Here is a 16,150-nt window from a genome sequence, read left to right as displayed (position 1 = left end):
TCATAATCAAAAGATGATAAGGGTATTGTGAAGCAACCAAAAGATCGGTCAACCGATCAAAAATACCTTAACTGATCGGTGTTAGCTAACTAGCGGCTCTATTATTTTTAATTTACCTAGTAAATTAAGCGCTTAACGACGCCATATCAATAACAAAACGATATCGTACGTCAGATTTTTCCATACGCTCGTATGCAGTGTTAATTTCGTCAATGTTGATCATTTCGCACTCTGGTAGCACGTTATTTTCACCACAAAAGTCGAGCATTTGCTGTGTTTCTGCAATACCACCAATAAGTGAGCCTGCAATACGACGGCGACCCATTAACAGCGGCACCGTGTTTAGCTCTTCTATAGGGCCAACCTGTCCAACGATGATTAGTGCGCCGTCTATGTCTAATAAAGGGGTGTAGATTGAAAGGTCATGCTTAACAGGCACTGTATCAATAATTACATCAAAAGCCGACTGCGACTTTTTCATTTCATCATCGTTAGATGACACCAAGTAATGCTGGGCACCCAATTTAACGGCGTCTTCTTTTTTAGACTCACTACGCCCAACAACAGTAACAATTGCACCCATCGCTACGGCATTTTTAACCGCCATGTGTCCTAAGCCACCGAGGCCAACAACTGCAACACGGCTGCCTTTTTTAACACCCCATTTATGAAGTGGAGAATACGTAGTAATACCTGCACATAATAGTGGTGCAACGCGCGAAAGCTCTAAATTCTCTGGAATTAAAAGTACGAACTCTTCTCGTACAACCACACTTTTAGAATAACCGCCTTGGGTCATTTCGCCGGTTTCTCTATCTTTACCTGCATAAGTGCCAACCATACCCTCTCGGCAAAATTGCTCTTCGTTGTTGTCGCACTGATCGCAACTTTTGCATGAATCAACCATGCAGCCCACGCCAACAGTATCACCTTGCTTATATTTTTTAACGTCGCTGCCTACCGAAACAACTTTACCAACAATTTCGTGCCCGGGTACTAATGGGTAGTCACTGCCACCCCAATCATTTCGTACGGCGTGTAAATCTGAATGGCACACACCACAGTATAAAATTTCAATTTCTACATCGTTATTTCGTAAATCGCGGCGCTCAAAAGAAAATTCTGTCAGCTCAGAACCTTGGCTTTTTGCTGCATATCCTACTGTTTTCATAATAACTCCATAGTGGTTAAAAATTTAAATTTTAATAACCCTAACGCAGTTGTCGTGAATACAAACTGACGCTAAAAACAAAAAAGCCCAACAATGTTGGGCTTTAATACGCTAATAACCTAATACAGGTTAAGTCGTTTTATTTTTCAAGTAAGGTGTTTAGTTCATTAATAATTGAATGAATGCGCTCTGCATTTTTTCCTAAATCACTACGCCCTACTCGCGACTTACTACGAATATCAACAAAACGTTGGCTGCCTTCATCTTTAATACGAATTACCACATCGTCTTTAAAACCAAACCACGTTGTTGTATCGGTAGCTTCCACAATACCTGTAGCCGTATTTGCACTTACCACTGCAAAGCCAAGATTTTTAACTGCTTGTTCGCTTGCTGTCATTAAATCGGCTTTAGATTGTGCAAAGCTTAACGTTACCAGCTCAGGGTATGCTTTGCGTTGCTGTACTGCCGTTTCTTCACCCGCGTATTCTACTGGGTTAGATGCATTTGCACGTAGTGGTGCAATTGCTACAAATTTTGGTGGATTAACTAAATCAGTTGAAATGTCATGAATTGCCGGTACACCTTCAGCCTTGTTCATCATATTAAGTGGCATAGCAATAGCCACAACCGAAAATATAAGTGCAATAACACCACTGCTTAGCGTTAACGTTTTACGCATAAATAACGCTTGTACTATAAGTAGCACCAATGCAGCGCCACCAGCATAAACGCCAAATTTAAACCCCGTAAACGCAACACCTAATTCTACAATACCAAATTTATACAAAGGCCCTGGCAGTATTACAAGTAAAAAAGCGATTAAACTAACTAAGCTCACTAAAACTTTCATTTTATGATTCCTATATTGTGTGTGATTTTTATTATTAAAACAGATAAGCACTATTAACCAGTAGCTTATACTACTAACAAGTGCTTTTAGATTACTATTAGCGACTAATTACACAAAAAAGTCCAATGTTGTGTGATCAAAGTTACTCAAGTTTGGAAAAATATCAACAAGCTCAGAGCTTGGCACACCAAACCACTGAGCCAATGTGGCAAAGTACTGCTCATTTGCAACACTTGGAATTAAACGCCCGCCACCGGTATCTTGTGGGCCATCCAAATGTTGAGTTAGTAGCTCGCCATATATATTGCCGCCTTTTACTGCGCCGCCCATTACTATTTGGTTTCCTGCCCAACCATGATCAGTGCCATCGCCATTTGAGGTCAACGTGCGACCAAAATCAGACATAGTAAACGCAGTCACTTTATCTGCCATATCAAGCTCTTTCATCGCGCTATCAAATTCACTTAACCCTTGAGCTAACGTATTTAATAAAGCAGGGTGCGTTGTTAATTGGTTATCGTGCGTATCATACCCCCCCATAGAAACAAAAAACACTTGGCGCTGAGTGCTCAATTTTGCCTGTACGCTAATTGTTTTAGCTACTGCTGCAAATTGCTCACTAAGGCTATTATCGCTAAATGGGGTAATAAGTGCAGGCGCGCTTTCTAACGCGCTGTTCATTGCTTGAGTGTTATTTATCGCACTTGTTAAGCCATTGGCATAAGCTGTACTTAACGGATGGCTCGTATTGCCTAGTAAGCGGTTCATAATAGAAGTTACGTGCTCGCTACGAGGTTGATACCCTCCAAACGCGTTAATACTACTAATGCCACTTTTGTTAAGCGCAAATGCATTGCTAGCACTTCCCGTTTGCCATAAATTAGTACCGTCGAGTGATACATTAGCTGCAAACTCATCTTGTAGCTCTAAACGTTCTAAAAGTCGTGCGCCCCACCCGCTATTAAGTGATTGTTTTTCTCGACCATACATCCATGCAGCTTGCTGATCGTTATGCGAGAACAAATGCTTAGGCAAACCTATTGTTTTATTTTTATAGTCACTCAATGTTGTGGGAGCGAGTAAAGTACCTACCCCACCTATAAATGCTAAATTTTGAGATTCAAACACATTTTGTATAGGTTCAAGTGAAGGATGAATACCGACTCCACCGGCAAACTGGCTTTTAATACTTAACTCAAGTGGGCTTTCTACCGCTAGGTTCTGCCTACTTTGCTCGTAAACACTACGTTGCTCGCCTTCAAGCGGAACTAGCATATTTAACGAATCATTCCCTCCGTATAAATACACACACACTAATGCTTTGTAATCACCTAGCTCAACTGCATTAGTCGCTCCAGTTAATGCTTGTAATTGCAGGCTCGTTAACGCGGCAGCCGATACACTGCCTTTTACACATAACGACAAAAACTCTCTTCTATTAATGCTCATTATGCGCTCCTAATACTGCACGTTAAATTCAGGTGAAATAGCAATCATATATAATAAATACGAAACCCGTTCACGGTATTGCTCTTCATTAAAATAGGCATCTAAATCAAGTAACGCTTGGCGCGTGTCACTGCTCATTGCGCCTGCAAAATATAACGTGTTGTACTGAGCTAATAGCGCGCTAACACCGTTTTTCTCTAAAAAATTCATGTCGTCTTGAACATAAATATAAATACTATTTGAATTTAAATCACTGCGCGCTTCTGCGGTACTCCATACTAAGCTTGCGTAAAGCGCGTTCATGGTGCCAATCAGTGTTGCGTCGTTTGCTATTTGTAATTCTGGTGCAACAATACCTTCATTTCGCAAAGCTGCGGTTTGATAATCAGGCCTAAAAAAGTTAAATACTGAAGCCGATTGCATGGGTCCTTGTCCGTAGCTATTTATTAAATTCCATGTTTTATAATAACCCGCTGGCGATTTAGCATCGAGATTTCGCCAAAACTGTACAGTTTTTAAAATAGGCTCTTTAATTTTACCTTGGTAATTAAGCACTGAGCCAAAATGCCGCGCTTCATCATCTAAATAAATAGCCTTTACTACCGCCGCTAAATCGCCGCGTACACCAGCGCCGTTATCAATAAATACATTAGCTACTCGCTCAACATATTGGGGGGTTGGGTTTGAGGTAATTAATCGCTGAATAAGCTGTTTGCTAATAAACGGCGCAACATTTTGATGATTAAATAAATTATCGAGCGCTATTTGCAATGACTCTTCTGCTGCATAACCTTGTGGTATAACCTCACCGTTTAGTAAGGTTTTTTGTTTACTAGAATGGTACTCGTCAAATGCTTCCATTGGCTTAATATAATCACGACTTTTACGCTTAAATGTTTCACTATCGGCAAACGTCCAACCAGTAAATACGCGTGCAAAACCCTCTATTTCTACCTGTCCGTAAGTGGCAATGGTATTACCTTGTGCATCAAGCTTGGCGCTGCCATCTAGATTTAGTTCTTCAAGGCCAATAGTAAATAACTGCATTACTTCACGTGCGTAATTTTCGTCTGGGCGAATATTAAGTGTATCGTCTGCTTTTTCGTTACCCAAATGGCTTAAATAAGTTCCCATAATAGGCGAAAGCGTGACATCTTCGAGTAAGTCACGATAATTACCAAAGGCATGCTTTAGTAATAAATCGTAATAAGTGATCATGCCCTCAGGTTGCCCTCTTAAGGCACTGTTCTCATCCGACACCACTAATATTTCACTTAACGCAAATGCAACACGTTGACGGAGTTGATCGTCACTTTGCATTACTGCTTTCCACCATGCATCTATGCGGCTTATGTATTTAAAGTCGTCATCGTCATTTAGCTTTACTAAATAATCACGGTGATAATTAATAGGTAGCGCTATTTGTTTATCAAGCCATTGCTGCTCGCTTAAACCTTGTGCGTTTTGTATTTCACTAAGCTTAGGCCCCATTGTTGCTTGGTGTAGTAACCGTGCGGCGCTAATCTCATCCATATTATTGCGCGCTATAAAGCTCAGCGTTTTTACACTGCTTGCTCCTTCATTGTCGGTTGCTGTGACCGAAAAAGCGTAATTAACAGGCTTATAACTTTGCGCATTTAGCAGTGTTACTGAGGTGGTTACTGCCTCTAAAGGCCCGCTAATTAGTTCAGGCCCTTGCGTTTGTTGCCATACAACCGATGTAATAGTGCCGTCTTTATCACTGGCTGTTGCTTTTAGCTCAATTGTTTGGCCCTTAATTAATTCACTAGGAATATCAGCGACTGACAAAATGGGGATTTTATTTCCGTTAACGGTTGGCGTATCATCTGAGCCTGAACCACCGCAAGCGCTTAGTATAAAAACCGAGCTTGCGATCAGAGCAAATTTATAATGCATGTAAAGTCGTCATCATTTGTTAATTAAAGTACGTTAGTGTGTACCGAGTTTGATGCATTTATTGAAACACAAAATTTACAATTTAACTCTTTATTTTTTGTAACCGAATCATGAACGCCCCATTAATAATGCACTAGCTGCAGGGGTAAACAGCCAGAGCTTTATTATTTATGAAAACAGAAATTCGCTATTGTTTTGAATCTTCACAAGTTGCTAACCGGTTTTTACACGAGCTGAAAGACTGGCCGGTTAACGATGTAAAAACACGACTTTTTAATGGCGGCGATAGTGTAAAAGTGACATACGAATACGACGAAAGTGGTTTTGATTACACCTTAGCCGAGCTCGACGACCTAGCAGAAAAGCATGGCGGAAAAGAAGTTTAAATTAAGTAATAACAATAACTAAAGGCAATCTAATGAAAAATAAAATGTTAAGTTTATTTACAGTAATATATTTAGCTTTTAGCTTATTAAGCCATGCTGAACCGATTAAAACAAAACCTTTTAGTATTGGTGAAACCTTTACCTTTAAATCAACCACGCTTGAGCAGCAACGCACTATAAACGTTTACTTGCCTAATAGTTATGAGCAATCAAGCGATAAGCGTTACCCTGTTATTTACTTACTCGATGGCTCAAAAGATGAAGACTTTATTCATATTGCAGGACTCGTACAGTTTGCCTCTTTTTCGTGGATAAATCATATACCCGAAGCCATTGTTGTGGGTATAGAAAATATCGACCGCAAACACGATTTTACATCACCGAGTAATAACGCTCTCGATTTAAAAGGTTTACCAACGCATGGTGGCTCAAAAAAGTTCATTAGTTTTATAAACGACGAACTACGCCCACTGATCAATAAAACTTACCATACCAACTCAACAAACACTTTAATTGGTCAGTCGTTAGGCGGCCTATTAGCTACCGATATTTTGTTTAATCACCCTGCAATGTTTAATCATTACGTAATAATTAGCCCAAGCCTATGGTGGGCCGATAATGAATTACTAAATGGCCCTTTTGAGCCAACTACCTTTCCTCAATCGGTTTATATTGGAGTGGGTAAAGAAGGTGAGCTAATGGAAGGTTTAGCAAAGCAATTACATAAAAAAGTAGCGCCTATTCTTAGTAGTAAAAGCCAAGTACAATTTGGCTATTTTGAAAACCTAGATCACACTGAAACACTACATTTAGCGGTATACGATGCTTTTAAAAAAATGAACTATCATCCCGAATAGTTAAGTATGAATAGTTAAATATAAATAACTTCATATATAAAAACGCCAATAATGCACTGCATCATTGGCGTAAAACTATATTGTAACTAACAAAATAAAATTACTCTTCTACAGAAAACTCTACTTTTGATGAAGATGAACTCGCAAGATCCAATACTTCATAATAATTTAAGCCATCAATTTTTTTACCAATAATAAAGTAATTCACTTCATTCATCATGGTAGGGTCGCCTATTATATCTTCTGCGCTTTGCACGTCAGAAAACTGAATTGACATTAAGGCACCTAAAAAGCGCATTGACTCTTGAGGTTGTAATGCCTTTAAAACTTTATTAACTCCTGCCTGAGTTGATTCAGGCGTGGAGCCATCAAACCTAAAATCACTTTTTGTACTAACACATGCACTAAGCATTAATATTGATAATGCGATAAGTAAATGTTTCATAAATATATTCTTATTAGTTATTCGTGATACTTGCGGATCATCGCCACTTTGCCGTTTTCAATTTCGATTACTTCCATCATTACTGATGTATATTCTATTGATTGCTGATTTTGCGGATGAACACCTTTTACATCGTTTTTATAACGAATAGCAAAGCCTGTATCGTTAAACACAAATGTATCAAGCAGTGTGCTTTCAAACAACGTGTGCGCGCCTAAGTAAAAGCTCATGCCTTTGCGCATTTGCTTTTTACCATCAGGAGTACGTGAGTCATCGGGTTGATAAGGAATATGCTGATTACCAATATCATCAGTTAACAATGCAAGATAAGCCTCAAGCTCTTTAGTACCTGCATTAGGTGCTTGTGTAGCGGTCATTGTTTTATAGTACTGCTGCGCAAACGCATTTAAGTCGAGTGGCTTTTCTGCATACGCCGAAAAAGCAGTTACCAAAGCCAAACCTAACGTTAAAAGTAGCCTCATTACTTATTCCCTGTAGTTAAAAATATTGATTTATTTACAGGTACACTATATTAATGCGCTCAATAATAAAACAAGTAACTTTAAGTAATTAATACCAATTGCATTAAATTAGTGTTCATTATAGCGCTAAGAAAATAGCGTAATAACAAGGCAAAAATTACGACATATAGTTGTTCTATATGAATAATTTTTAACGCAGTGAGTGCGCTATTTAATACGATAAAATGATCATGTTTTTAATAAAATTGGTATAAAATCTACATTTTGCTCTTTACTCTATTCGTTGCAACGCTGTTGGCTGGGTCGTCTGGCCAAAAATGCTTAGGGTAACGACCTTTCATTTCCTTTTGCACATCGCGGTAACTGCTAGCCCAAAAGTGTGCTAAATCTTGAGTAAGTTGCAGTGAGCGTTTACCTGGCGATAGCAACTCCATAAGCAGTGGCAGTTTACCGTTGGCAAGCATAGGCGTACTGGTCAAGCCGTAAACTTCTTGCATACGCACGCTTAGCTTTGCGGGGCCATCAAGCTGGTATTCTATTTTTATATTTGAGCCACTTGGCACCGTTAAGCGCAGTGGTAACAGTGCTTTTAAAGCGGTTTGTTGTTGCCAATCAAAACAGTTTTGTAATGCTTCAAAGTAGTTAAACTTTTTAAGCTGCGTGAGCGTTTTAATATCTTCTAAAAACACGCCTAGCCACTGCGCTGCATTTTGAATGAGTTGTTGCTCATTTATTTGTGGAAATTTATCGGGTAATAACTTACTTGTTAAGCTCATGCGTATCAATAATTGCTGCGCATCAGGTTGCTCGTTAAATAATGCAAAACCGTGTTTAGCAAATAAGTTTAGCCACGCTTTAGCGCGCTCGCTCTTATCTAGTTTTTGTTTACTAGGCTGGCTGCTGAGCGTTATAGCCCCGAGCTTTACTTCATCTTGATGAATAAAACGTGCTGATTTTTCGTCAAACTCACAGCGAGTAAGTTCACTAAATAAATGCGGTAAAAATTCTTGTAACTCAAATGGGTTAAGCGCGGTGGCTGAAAATATACGCCCTCCTTTGTGCCCGCCCATGGTTGCTATAGCTAAGTAATCGTCGTTGTGCCAGTAATCGGCATTTAACTCAGCACCTGCACCATTGGCAAGTAGGTAACCATTACCGCGTTTTTTAGCGATGCGATCGGGGTACGCCAATGCCACTAGCAAACTAATATAATGCGTATTTAATTCGCTGTTTTCGTCTTTTACTTTTAAGCGGCTTTGCCAATATTTTAACTGTTGTTTAAATACCGGATGCGGACGTTGCTGTTGGCTATGCAACGCTAAACTCAACTCGTTTGCACTGTTTACTCGGCTCTCAAGTAATGCCACTAAATAAATAGCGAGCCTAAAAATACCAGGGAGTTGGTCATCAAGTATTTGTGCTTTTAGTAGCATATGCGCCAAACGAATATCAGCACCAAAACCTAACATTTTACTGCCAAGCGGTGTGAGCTTACCCTTGCTATCAATAGCTTCTAGCATGTTGAGCAGGTTACTTGCTTGCTCGCATTGTTGCTCAGTAGGCTTATCAAGTAGGGTTAGCTCATCAATACTGGCTCCCCATTGCTTTGCCTCAAGCATAAGTTGGCTTATGTCTGATGTGAGTATTTCGGGATTGTCGTGGCTATTACGTCGCTCAAAGGTTTGCTTAGAGCCCAGCCTATATACAATGCCCGGCTCTATTCGCCCTGCACGCCCTGCACGCTGCACAGCTGAGGAGCGCGATATACTTTGTGTTGTGAGCTCTGTAACCCCTGTTTTTAAATTAAAGGTCGCTGCACGGCGCTTGCCGCTGTCAATTACAATGCGTATGCCTTCAATAGTTAAACTGGTTTCGGCTACATTGGTGGTAAGCACGACTTTGCGCATACCGTTTGGTGCAGGAGCAATAGCGGCTTGCTGATTGGCTTTATCTTGCTCGCCAAATAGCGTTGCTACAGTGCAGTTACTGGGTAAATCGCTAAGTGCTTGCTGCACCCGTAGTATTTCAAATTGCCCGGGTAAAAATACCAATGCACTGCCTGTTTGCTCATTAAGCGCTTGTTTTATTATGCTAGGAATTGCATCAAGCCAGCGGCTTTCATCTTTTATGGGTATGTAGACTTCGTCTATTGGGTAACTGCGACCGCTCGATTGAATTACAGGGCAATCAAAAAACGCAGTGTAACGCTCAGTATCTAGCGTTGCCGACATAAGCATGATGGTTAAGTCTTCACGCAGTGCACTTTGGGTCTCGAGCGCAAAGGCAAGTGAGGTATCGGCTGCAATTGAACGTTCATGAAATTCATCAAATATAAGTAAATCTATATCGCTTAATTCGGGGTCGTTTTGCAGCATGCGTGTAAGCATGCCTTCGGTTACTATTTCAAGGCGCGTATTAGCGCTGACTTTACTCTCGCCCCTAATCCGCAAACCTACACTTTGCCCAACACTCTCGTTTTGGCACTTTGCTAAGTAACTGGCAATATTGCGCGCGGCTAAACGGCGTGGCTCTAGCATTACAATGCGTTTAAAATGCCCGTCGCGCATAAGTTGTAGTGGTAACCACGTAGACTTACCAGCACCAGGCGGCGCTTGTAATAACGTAATAGGATTACTTTGTAATGTAGTAACGAGTTGTTGATATATGTCTTGAACCGGCAGCACAGCTATTTACCCTAAATTGCTTTGCAGGCATTGTAACAAAAAACCAAAGCCTAGCTGCGATTGATGTTTATTAATAATTGCTATTAACTACCGGATACCATTCTAATTCGATCAGCCGGTACGCGTAATTGCTCCATTAAGTAAGTTTTAAATGAGGCTTCGTAAGGCTGCTCATCAACCGCTTTTTGCATGCATAACAACCATGCACCGCTTTCATCAATGCCTACATGTAAATGTTTGTGCGCTTGAGGAATATTTATACTGCCAAAATGTTCAGCGTATAATTTAGGACCACCTAACCAGCCCGACAAAAAGTAAGCGAGCTTTTTACGTGATGCTGATAAATCTTTTGAATGCATACTCCTTATATTTTCAGCCTCTTTTAAAGTTTCCATATTATCGTAAAACGCATTCACCAATTGTGTAATACCTGCTAACTCACCTGCCATTTTGTATGAGCAGTCATCCACTCCGTATTCACACGTTTTTGTATTCATAACTCACTCAGGTTAACTACTTTGTTTAATACCTGCATATTAGCTTAAAACAAAAATTTAAGAATGAGTTACATCAAAGCGGCGTAACTTATGTCAGCAATAATTACAGGCTGCTATGTATATTTTTTAATAAATAGCGCAATATTAAAAACAAAATCGCTCAACATAAAAATATAACCAACTGATAATAAAAACAATAAAACCATTATTATTCTTTGGTACAAGGCTTGCTACTTTATAACTGACAGTTAATTCACTAACCTAAAGTAAGGATAAACTTATGAACAGCGATCGTATCGAAGGTAATTGGAAAGAACTTAAAGGTAAGGCTCAACAAAAATGGGGCGATCTTACCAACGACGATTTAGATAAAATTGAAGGTAGCCGTACAGAGCTAGTTGGTAAAATTCAGCAGCAATACGGTAAATCTAAAGAAGAAGCAGAGCGTGAAGTTGATGAGTTTGAAAAAGGTCGTTAAAACGCGTTAACCGCTTTTAAAAAAACCGCCATTTGGCGGTTTTTTTGTTTAAGCTGTAGGTTATTTAGCTACGCTTTTAATTGGTTACCAATCGGTAACTGCCTAATACGCTTTCCGCACGCTGCAAAAATAGCATTACATAATGCTGGCGCATAAACTGGTGTAGACGGCTCGCCTACCCCTGCTGGTGGTGCATCACTTTGTACAATTTCAACGTCAATCTCAAGCGGTGCGTCGCTCATACGCGGTACGCGATAATCATGAAAGTTACTTTGCTGTACGCGCCCTTTATCAAAGGTAATACCATCGCTGATTGCAGTTGTAATACCGTAAATAGAGCCACCTTGGGTTTGGTTTTTAACGGTGTCGGTGTTTACAACCGTACCCGCATCAATGGCAACCCACGATTTAATTACTTTTAAATCGCCAGTATCCGACACTGCTACTTCAACTACCGTCGCTACGTAAGTTAAAAAGCTTCTATGCGCTGCAATACCTAAACCTCGACCTTTAGGTAGCTCTCGCCCCCACTTACTCATGTCAGCTACTTTTTCAATAACATGGCGCAGTCTGCCAATATCTAGAGGATAAACCGCTTTATCGCCACCGTAATTATCGTATGTGGCATTTTGCTCAGTTACATCAAGGATTCGGCTTGGACCTATAGTTTCTAATAAATAGTCTTTTTGGTCGCGACCCGCTTTGTGCGCTGCTTCGCCAATAAATGACTGAATAGCAAAGGCATGAAAAATATTTGATACAGAACGCATCCAACCAATTCGTGCTTTGGCTTGCGCATCACCGTTTTCTAACTTCATGTTAGGTGTGTTAATTGGGTTGTCGGTAAACCCTAAGCGCAGTTCAAAGCTTCCTGGCGTAGTTGCCCCTTCTGAAAAGGTAGAGGTAATTGGTGAAAACGCGGTGCGGTGTAAATACGATTCTATAGCGCCATTTTTATCTAGCGATGCTTCAATGTGCTGAGCCGAAACTGCATGGTAAAAACCATGTTGTATGTCGTCTTCACGCGTCCATTGAACACGAATAGGTTTGCCTACTTTCATTGAAAGGTAAGCCGCTTCTGCTGAGAAGTCAGGTTTTGACTTACGCCCAAAACCGCCCCCTAACATGGTAACGTGAACATTAATTTTGCTCTCATCCATGCCAAGCATTGCAGCCACTGTTTTCATATCGGCTTGTGGATTTTGCGTAGCAGCCCATATATCAACACTGTCTTTGTTGTACATAGCTGTTGCACAAGGCGGCTCCATTGGGGCTTGAGCAAGATGCGGCGCGTAATAATCAGCTACCAATTTATTGCTCGACTTAGCCAACACGCCCATGGCATCGCCTTTATCACGTATGTTTGCCTGTGGAGTTTGTACTGTTTTTAATAATGACTTTTTAAATTCTTCTGAATTGTAATCGCCATTTTTGCCATCATCCCACACGACTTTTAATGCTTTACGCCCTTGCCATGCAGCCCATGTGTTTTTAGCTATAATCGCAACCCCGCCTTTTGGCTGAAACTGCGGTGCGCCTTTTGGTGCAGGTATTTCAATAACATCTATAACGCCGTTTATCGCTTTTGTAGCACTGGCATCAAACGACTTAACAACACCGCCTACTACCGGCGGGCGTTCAATTATAGCCACCAGCGCTTGTGGTTCGCGTACATCGGCTGCAAATATAGCTTTACCTGTTACTAAATCGGCTAAATCTATGTGCGCCATACCGGTATTTATATAACGCCATTCTTTACGCGTTTTAAGTGTTAGCTTGTCTGCCTCTGGTGGCGTTATTGTAAGCGCTAAGTCGATTAAATCTTTATAAGTAAGCGACTTACCTGAGCTGTGTGTAACAACGTGTTGATTAGCAGTACAGGTTTGTGGATCAACTTTCCAATACTTAGCAGCAGCGTGCTGCATCATGTAACGCACACTTGCGCCCATTTCACGCAGGCGCTGCATGTTGTAGCGGATACTGCGCGAACCATCGGTATTTTGATCGCCGTATTTAGGATCGCCCTTACCCTGAATAACAATAACCTTATCCCACGCGGCTTCCATTTCATCGGCAACTATTTGTGCAATTGCAGTGCGAATTTGCTGCCCCATTTCAGAGCGGTGGCAGGTTATTTCAACCATGCCGTCTGGGCGCAGTGCAATAAATAAGTTTGCGCGTTTTGCCAGCTCAGACGGTTGCTCTAACACGCCAGCAAATGCTCTTGGTGCACTGCCAACAAAATAAGTACCAAGTACCAACGCACCTATTGCGCTGGTTTTTAAAAACTTACGGCGGGTTAAATCAAAGTATGTATTATTTGTTTCGTTCATACTTCTTCCCCTTGCTCATTTGGGTCAAAATATTGCACGCCCGCAATAGTTTTAGCAGCCGATTTAATCGCTTTATGAATACGCGGATAAGTACCACAACGACAAATATTGCCCGACATATTGCTTACTATTTCATCATCAGTTGGGTTTGGATTGGCAGCTAATAAACTCGCCGCTTGCATCATTTGGCCGCACTGGCAAAAACCACATTGCGGTACTTTATGCTCAACCCAGGCTTTTTGCACTGGGTGGTCGCCCTGCTCGCTTAGCCCTTCAATTGTAGTAATTGAAAGCCCCGCGACTGCCGCTACCGGTAATACACACGAGCGCTGAGCTACCCCATCAATATGCACGGTACACGCACCGCACTGAGCCATACCACAGCCAAATTTAGGCCCGGTTAAATTCAATTCGTCTCGGAGATACCATAATACTGGCGTTGACGGATCGCCAGAAAACTCATGTTTATTACCATTAATGGTAAGCGTGATCATACTAAACTCCTTGGCAAAGCGCTTTACAGGAGGGTTCCTTGTTGCGCGAGAACTATTTTTAATTACTTACTATTTTATACTTACTACTTTTAGCCTACCACTTAGATCTATTTTATAAAAATACTAATTATTAGAACGTTTTACTGTTAAAAACAGATCTACATTATCAAGCATACTAAAACATACATTAATGAGTGCTTATAACATCTTCAAATAGTAATCGCTCATCGTCTTTATAAACTTCAAGCCAACCTGGTGGTGATGTATCGCAGCCAATAATGGTTACTTGTAGCACATAACTATAGCGACCATTTTTAAACGTATAGTGATGATTCCCGCCGCTACCCTCAAATGTAATATCGCCGTTTAGTAAAACCATATCAGGCTTATCACTTGGCTTTTTATTAATACCCCACACTGCATACCGATAATTATGATCGCCTAAATCATCAACACGAATATGGTAGTTAGCCGTTTTCCAATCAAGTACTGGTTTTTCAAAAGTGTTGATACTTGCGTGCAAGGATTGCTTATCGTGTTCGATTAAGCTTTTAGCAAGTGCCTGCTCTTTAGTATTTTGGGTATTTACAGCAATAATTTTACCGTCAGTATCAACCCACATAACGCCGTTATTTAGCATAATGCCGCGCCAACCAACTTTATCCCAATCGGTATTAATGTTTGAGGCGGCAATAACTTTGGCGAGTTCATCGTCAAACACTTCATCAAAGCGGTTAATAAACTCAGCTTCATTTTTAATGTCAGGTATGGGGTACTGTCGTTTTAGCGGGTAGCTAATAAGCGCAGCAATCGCAGCAATCGCAGTTTTATCATGCGTTTTAAAAGCAGCAATAACAGGTAAAACGCTCTCGTGATATTTTTGCTCAAGCGCAAATGTGCTAGATGTGAAAAGTAGAGATAAGCAAAGGAATATGTAATTTAGATACTTCATTGATAGTCCTTCAATTAAAGTCATTGAAAATGAAAGATTTGAGCCCTTTTGTTATTAAGTACGAAATGAAACAGAAGCGAGTAAAATTACAAAGTTCTCCCTAAGTACAGTTCGTTTAAAACCTTATTAAGAGCCTGTTATAACTTCATATTCTGCTCTGCTAACATTTGGTACTGCAAAATTGGGAACTATATCTCTAGTGTCTGGTATAGCTCTAGTTTCTATTGGAAAATGCCAAATGTTAAACATATTATTTGGTCTAGTATCGTAGGCTAATTGATCCCAACCTAAAATTGAAGCCATTCGAAAAGTGGCTAGTTTTTTTGCCATTTGCATATCAGATTTGGGGTTGAAATATAAAAGATAACCAGTATTAACTGCCCCAGTTAGTATATCAACAGCCTGTAAACCCCAATGGAGCTTAGAGTCCTGCATAGATACAAGCTCAATTTTTGAAGATGTTGGTAATTTAGCAAGCATATGATTAGTAATAATTTGAATTACTTCATCTTGTTTAGGATATTTTGTACTTTTCTGGTCTATATATACTTTAAAGTTAGCGTTTAAACCTTTACTACTTTGATTTAGAAGTTGATTATACGTTGTGTAAAAAGCCGCTTCTTCATCTCTATGCCATTTTTGATAAGGCGCTTTTGATACCGCAATGGCATGGAAAGTACACGGGCTACTTAGTACAAACTTTAAGATATTTAAGCATAAATTAATCTGTCCTGAGCTTTTTCTTATTTTTTCCCATTTTATCTCACCTCGAATCCCACTCGATTTATAAATTTGTTCAATTTTAAAATTGAATTCATCTAAATATCCACTTGGAACATTTAAGATACCGATAGTATAACAAGGTGATCCTTTTGAAATTCCACTTTCATCAGCAAATGATACTACATCGTTCACTTCATTCTCCTTATCTATAAGCATTAAATAGCCTATTATGTTCCACTTTTGGAGGAGTTATAACATCCCAAAAATGCTTATATTCGTTTGTTTAATAATTTCACTAAATAAACTTTTTGTAAATATATGATTATTTGGATAAGAACAGGTCTTTATTATTTTTCACCAGAACAATATTTATTAATGTCGTGTGACAAAAACAAAAAAGCGAGCTTAATTAAGCTCGCTTTTGTTTTA

The 16,150-nt window shown here is 40.0% G+C and carries 15 protein-coding genes; 3 read left to right on the top strand and 12 right to left on the bottom strand.

The features are described 5' to 3' along the window. Positions 1–124: 124 nt before the first annotated feature. The 4 genes from GQR52_RS11350 to GQR52_RS11335 form a co-directional block, all read right to left on the bottom strand. Complete coding sequence (locus GQR52_RS11350; RefSeq protein ID WP_165728512.1) at positions 125–1,171, bottom strand: NAD(P)-dependent alcohol dehydrogenase; 1,047 nt, start codon at positions 1,169–1,171, stop codon at positions 125–127. 139 nt (positions 1,172–1,310) lie between these two features. Further along, positions 1,311–2,024 carry a DUF1499 domain-containing protein gene (locus GQR52_RS11345; protein WP_165728511.1) on the bottom strand — a complete coding sequence of 238 codons (714 nt, stop codon included), beginning with the start codon at positions 2,022–2,024 and terminating at the stop codon, positions 1,311–1,313. A gap of 108 nt (positions 2,025–2,132) precedes the next feature. After that, entirely contained in the window at positions 2,133–3,473 is a 1,341-nt protein-coding gene (locus tag GQR52_RS11340) for a DUF1501 domain-containing protein (RefSeq protein ID WP_010555167.1), read from the bottom strand. 9 nt (positions 3,474–3,482) lie between these two features. Continuing rightward, positions 3,483–5,390: a DUF1800 domain-containing protein gene (locus tag GQR52_RS11335; RefSeq protein WP_165728510.1), complete on the bottom strand. Its 1,908-nt coding sequence runs from the start codon at positions 5,388–5,390 to the stop codon at positions 3,483–3,485. 170 nt (positions 5,391–5,560) lie between these two features. Between GQR52_RS11335 and GQR52_RS11330 the strand changes: the two genes are divergently transcribed. Together GQR52_RS11330 and GQR52_RS11325 are read left to right on the top strand one after the other, a co-directional pair. After that, positions 5,561–5,776 carry a hypothetical protein gene (locus tag GQR52_RS11330; RefSeq protein WP_165728509.1) on the top strand — a complete coding sequence of 72 codons (216 nt, stop codon included), beginning with the start codon at positions 5,561–5,563 and terminating at the stop codon, positions 5,774–5,776. Between the two features lie 32 nt (positions 5,777–5,808). Continuing rightward, complete coding sequence (locus tag GQR52_RS11325; protein ID WP_165728508.1) at positions 5,809–6,633, top strand: alpha/beta hydrolase-fold protein; 825 nt, start codon at positions 5,809–5,811, stop codon at positions 6,631–6,633. 100 nt (positions 6,634–6,733) lie between these two features. Here GQR52_RS11325 and GQR52_RS11320 read toward each other — a convergent pair whose 3' ends face one another. The 4 genes from GQR52_RS11320 to GQR52_RS11305 all read right to left on the bottom strand — a co-directional run bounded on the left by GQR52_RS11320 (position 6,734) and on the right by GQR52_RS11305 (position 10,741). Continuing rightward, positions 6,734–7,078, bottom strand: a complete 345-nt coding sequence (locus tag GQR52_RS11320) for a hypothetical protein (RefSeq protein ID WP_165728507.1) — start codon at positions 7,076–7,078, stop codon at positions 6,734–6,736. A gap of 17 nt (positions 7,079–7,095) precedes the next feature. After that, complete coding sequence (locus tag GQR52_RS11315; RefSeq protein WP_165728506.1) at positions 7,096–7,560, bottom strand: nuclear transport factor 2 family protein; 465 nt, start codon at positions 7,558–7,560, stop codon at positions 7,096–7,098. A 257-nt stretch (positions 7,561–7,817) separates the two neighbouring features. Next, the gene (gene hrpB / locus GQR52_RS11310) at positions 7,818–10,244 is read right to left on the bottom strand and encodes an ATP-dependent helicase HrpB (RefSeq protein ID WP_165728505.1); all 2,427 of its coding nucleotides are present in this window, start codon (positions 10,242–10,244) and stop codon (positions 7,818–7,820) included. A gap of 83 nt (positions 10,245–10,327) precedes the next feature. Further along, a complete protein-coding gene (locus GQR52_RS11305) occupies positions 10,328–10,741 on the bottom strand; it encodes a group II truncated hemoglobin (protein WP_165728504.1) in 414 nt (137 codons plus the stop codon). Positions 10,742–11,021: 280 nt separating this feature from the next. Between GQR52_RS11305 and GQR52_RS11300 the strand changes: the two genes are divergently transcribed. Continuing rightward, positions 11,022–11,219 carry a CsbD family protein gene (locus GQR52_RS11300; protein ID WP_007581220.1) on the top strand — a complete coding sequence of 66 codons (198 nt, stop codon included), beginning with the start codon at positions 11,022–11,024 and terminating at the stop codon, positions 11,217–11,219. Between the two features lie 68 nt (positions 11,220–11,287). On the opposite strand, the gene GQR52_RS11295 is transcribed toward GQR52_RS11300, so the two are convergent. The 4 genes from GQR52_RS11295 to GQR52_RS11280 all read right to left on the bottom strand — a co-directional run bounded on the left by GQR52_RS11295 (position 11,288) and on the right by GQR52_RS11280 (position 15,913). Beyond that, a complete protein-coding gene (locus GQR52_RS11295) occupies positions 11,288–13,552 on the bottom strand; it encodes a molybdopterin cofactor-binding domain-containing protein (RefSeq protein ID WP_165728503.1) in 2,265 nt (754 codons plus the stop codon). After that, positions 13,549–14,046, bottom strand: coding sequence for a (2Fe-2S)-binding protein (locus GQR52_RS11290; protein ID WP_165728502.1), 498 nt, complete (start codon positions 14,044–14,046; stop codon positions 13,549–13,551). The genes GQR52_RS11295 and GQR52_RS11290 overlap by 4 nt, the downstream gene beginning before the upstream one ends. 187 nt (positions 14,047–14,233) lie before the next feature. Further along, positions 14,234–14,998 carry a hypothetical protein gene (locus GQR52_RS11285; RefSeq protein ID WP_165728501.1) on the bottom strand — a complete coding sequence of 255 codons (765 nt, stop codon included), beginning with the start codon at positions 14,996–14,998 and terminating at the stop codon, positions 14,234–14,236. Between the two features lie 126 nt (positions 14,999–15,124). Then, positions 15,125–15,913, bottom strand: a complete 789-nt coding sequence (locus GQR52_RS11280) for a DUF3800 domain-containing protein (RefSeq protein ID WP_165728500.1) — start codon at positions 15,911–15,913, stop codon at positions 15,125–15,127. Between the last annotated feature and the right edge of the window lie 237 nt (positions 15,914–16,150).

The organism is Pseudoalteromonas sp. 31A1 (assembly GCF_011378815.1).
GTDB lineage: Bacteria > Pseudomonadota > Gammaproteobacteria > Enterobacterales > Alteromonadaceae > Pseudoalteromonas > Pseudoalteromonas arctica.
Note: the sequence above shows the minus strand (reverse complement) of the source record. Positions and strands in the feature narration are given on the sequence as shown.

Excerpts from the sequence above, each read along its gene's own strand:
- GQR52_RS11300 (WP_007581220.1), top strand. The coding sequence starts at position 11,022 with ATGAACAGCGATCGTATCGAAGGTAATTGGAAAGAACTTAAAGGTAAG.
- GQR52_RS11320 (WP_165728507.1), bottom strand. The coding sequence starts at position 7,078 with ATGAAACATTTACTTATCGCATTATCAATATTAATGCTTAGTGCATGT.
- GQR52_RS11295 (WP_165728503.1), bottom strand. The coding sequence starts at position 13,552 with ATGAACGAAACAAATAATACATACTTTGATTTAACCCGCCGTAAGTTT.
- GQR52_RS11335 (WP_165728510.1), bottom strand. The coding sequence starts at position 5,390 with ATGCATTATAAATTTGCTCTGATCGCAAGCTCGGTTTTTATACTAAGC.
- GQR52_RS11345 (WP_165728511.1), bottom strand. The coding sequence starts at position 2,024 with ATGAAAGTTTTAGTGAGCTTAGTTAGTTTAATCGCTTTTTTACTTGTA.
- GQR52_RS11315 (WP_165728506.1), bottom strand. The coding sequence starts at position 7,560 with ATGAGGCTACTTTTAACGTTAGGTTTGGCTTTGGTAACTGCTTTTTCG.
- GQR52_RS11350 (WP_165728512.1), bottom strand. The coding sequence starts at position 1,171 with ATGAAAACAGTAGGATATGCAGCAAAAAGCCAAGGTTCTGAGCTGACA.
- GQR52_RS11340 (WP_010555167.1), bottom strand. The coding sequence starts at position 3,473 with ATGAGCATTAATAGAAGAGAGTTTTTGTCGTTATGTGTAAAAGGCAGT.
- GQR52_RS11285 (WP_165728501.1), bottom strand. The coding sequence starts at position 14,998 with ATGAAGTATCTAAATTACATATTCCTTTGCTTATCTCTACTTTTCACA.
- GQR52_RS11290 (WP_165728502.1), bottom strand. The coding sequence starts at position 14,046 with ATGATCACGCTTACCATTAATGGTAATAAACATGAGTTTTCTGGCGAT.
- GQR52_RS11325 (WP_165728508.1), top strand. The coding sequence starts at position 5,809 with ATGAAAAATAAAATGTTAAGTTTATTTACAGTAATATATTTAGCTTTT.
- GQR52_RS11330 (WP_165728509.1), top strand. The coding sequence starts at position 5,561 with ATGAAAACAGAAATTCGCTATTGTTTTGAATCTTCACAAGTTGCTAAC.
- GQR52_RS11305 (WP_165728504.1), bottom strand. The coding sequence starts at position 10,741 with ATGAATACAAAAACGTGTGAATACGGAGTGGATGACTGCTCATACAAA.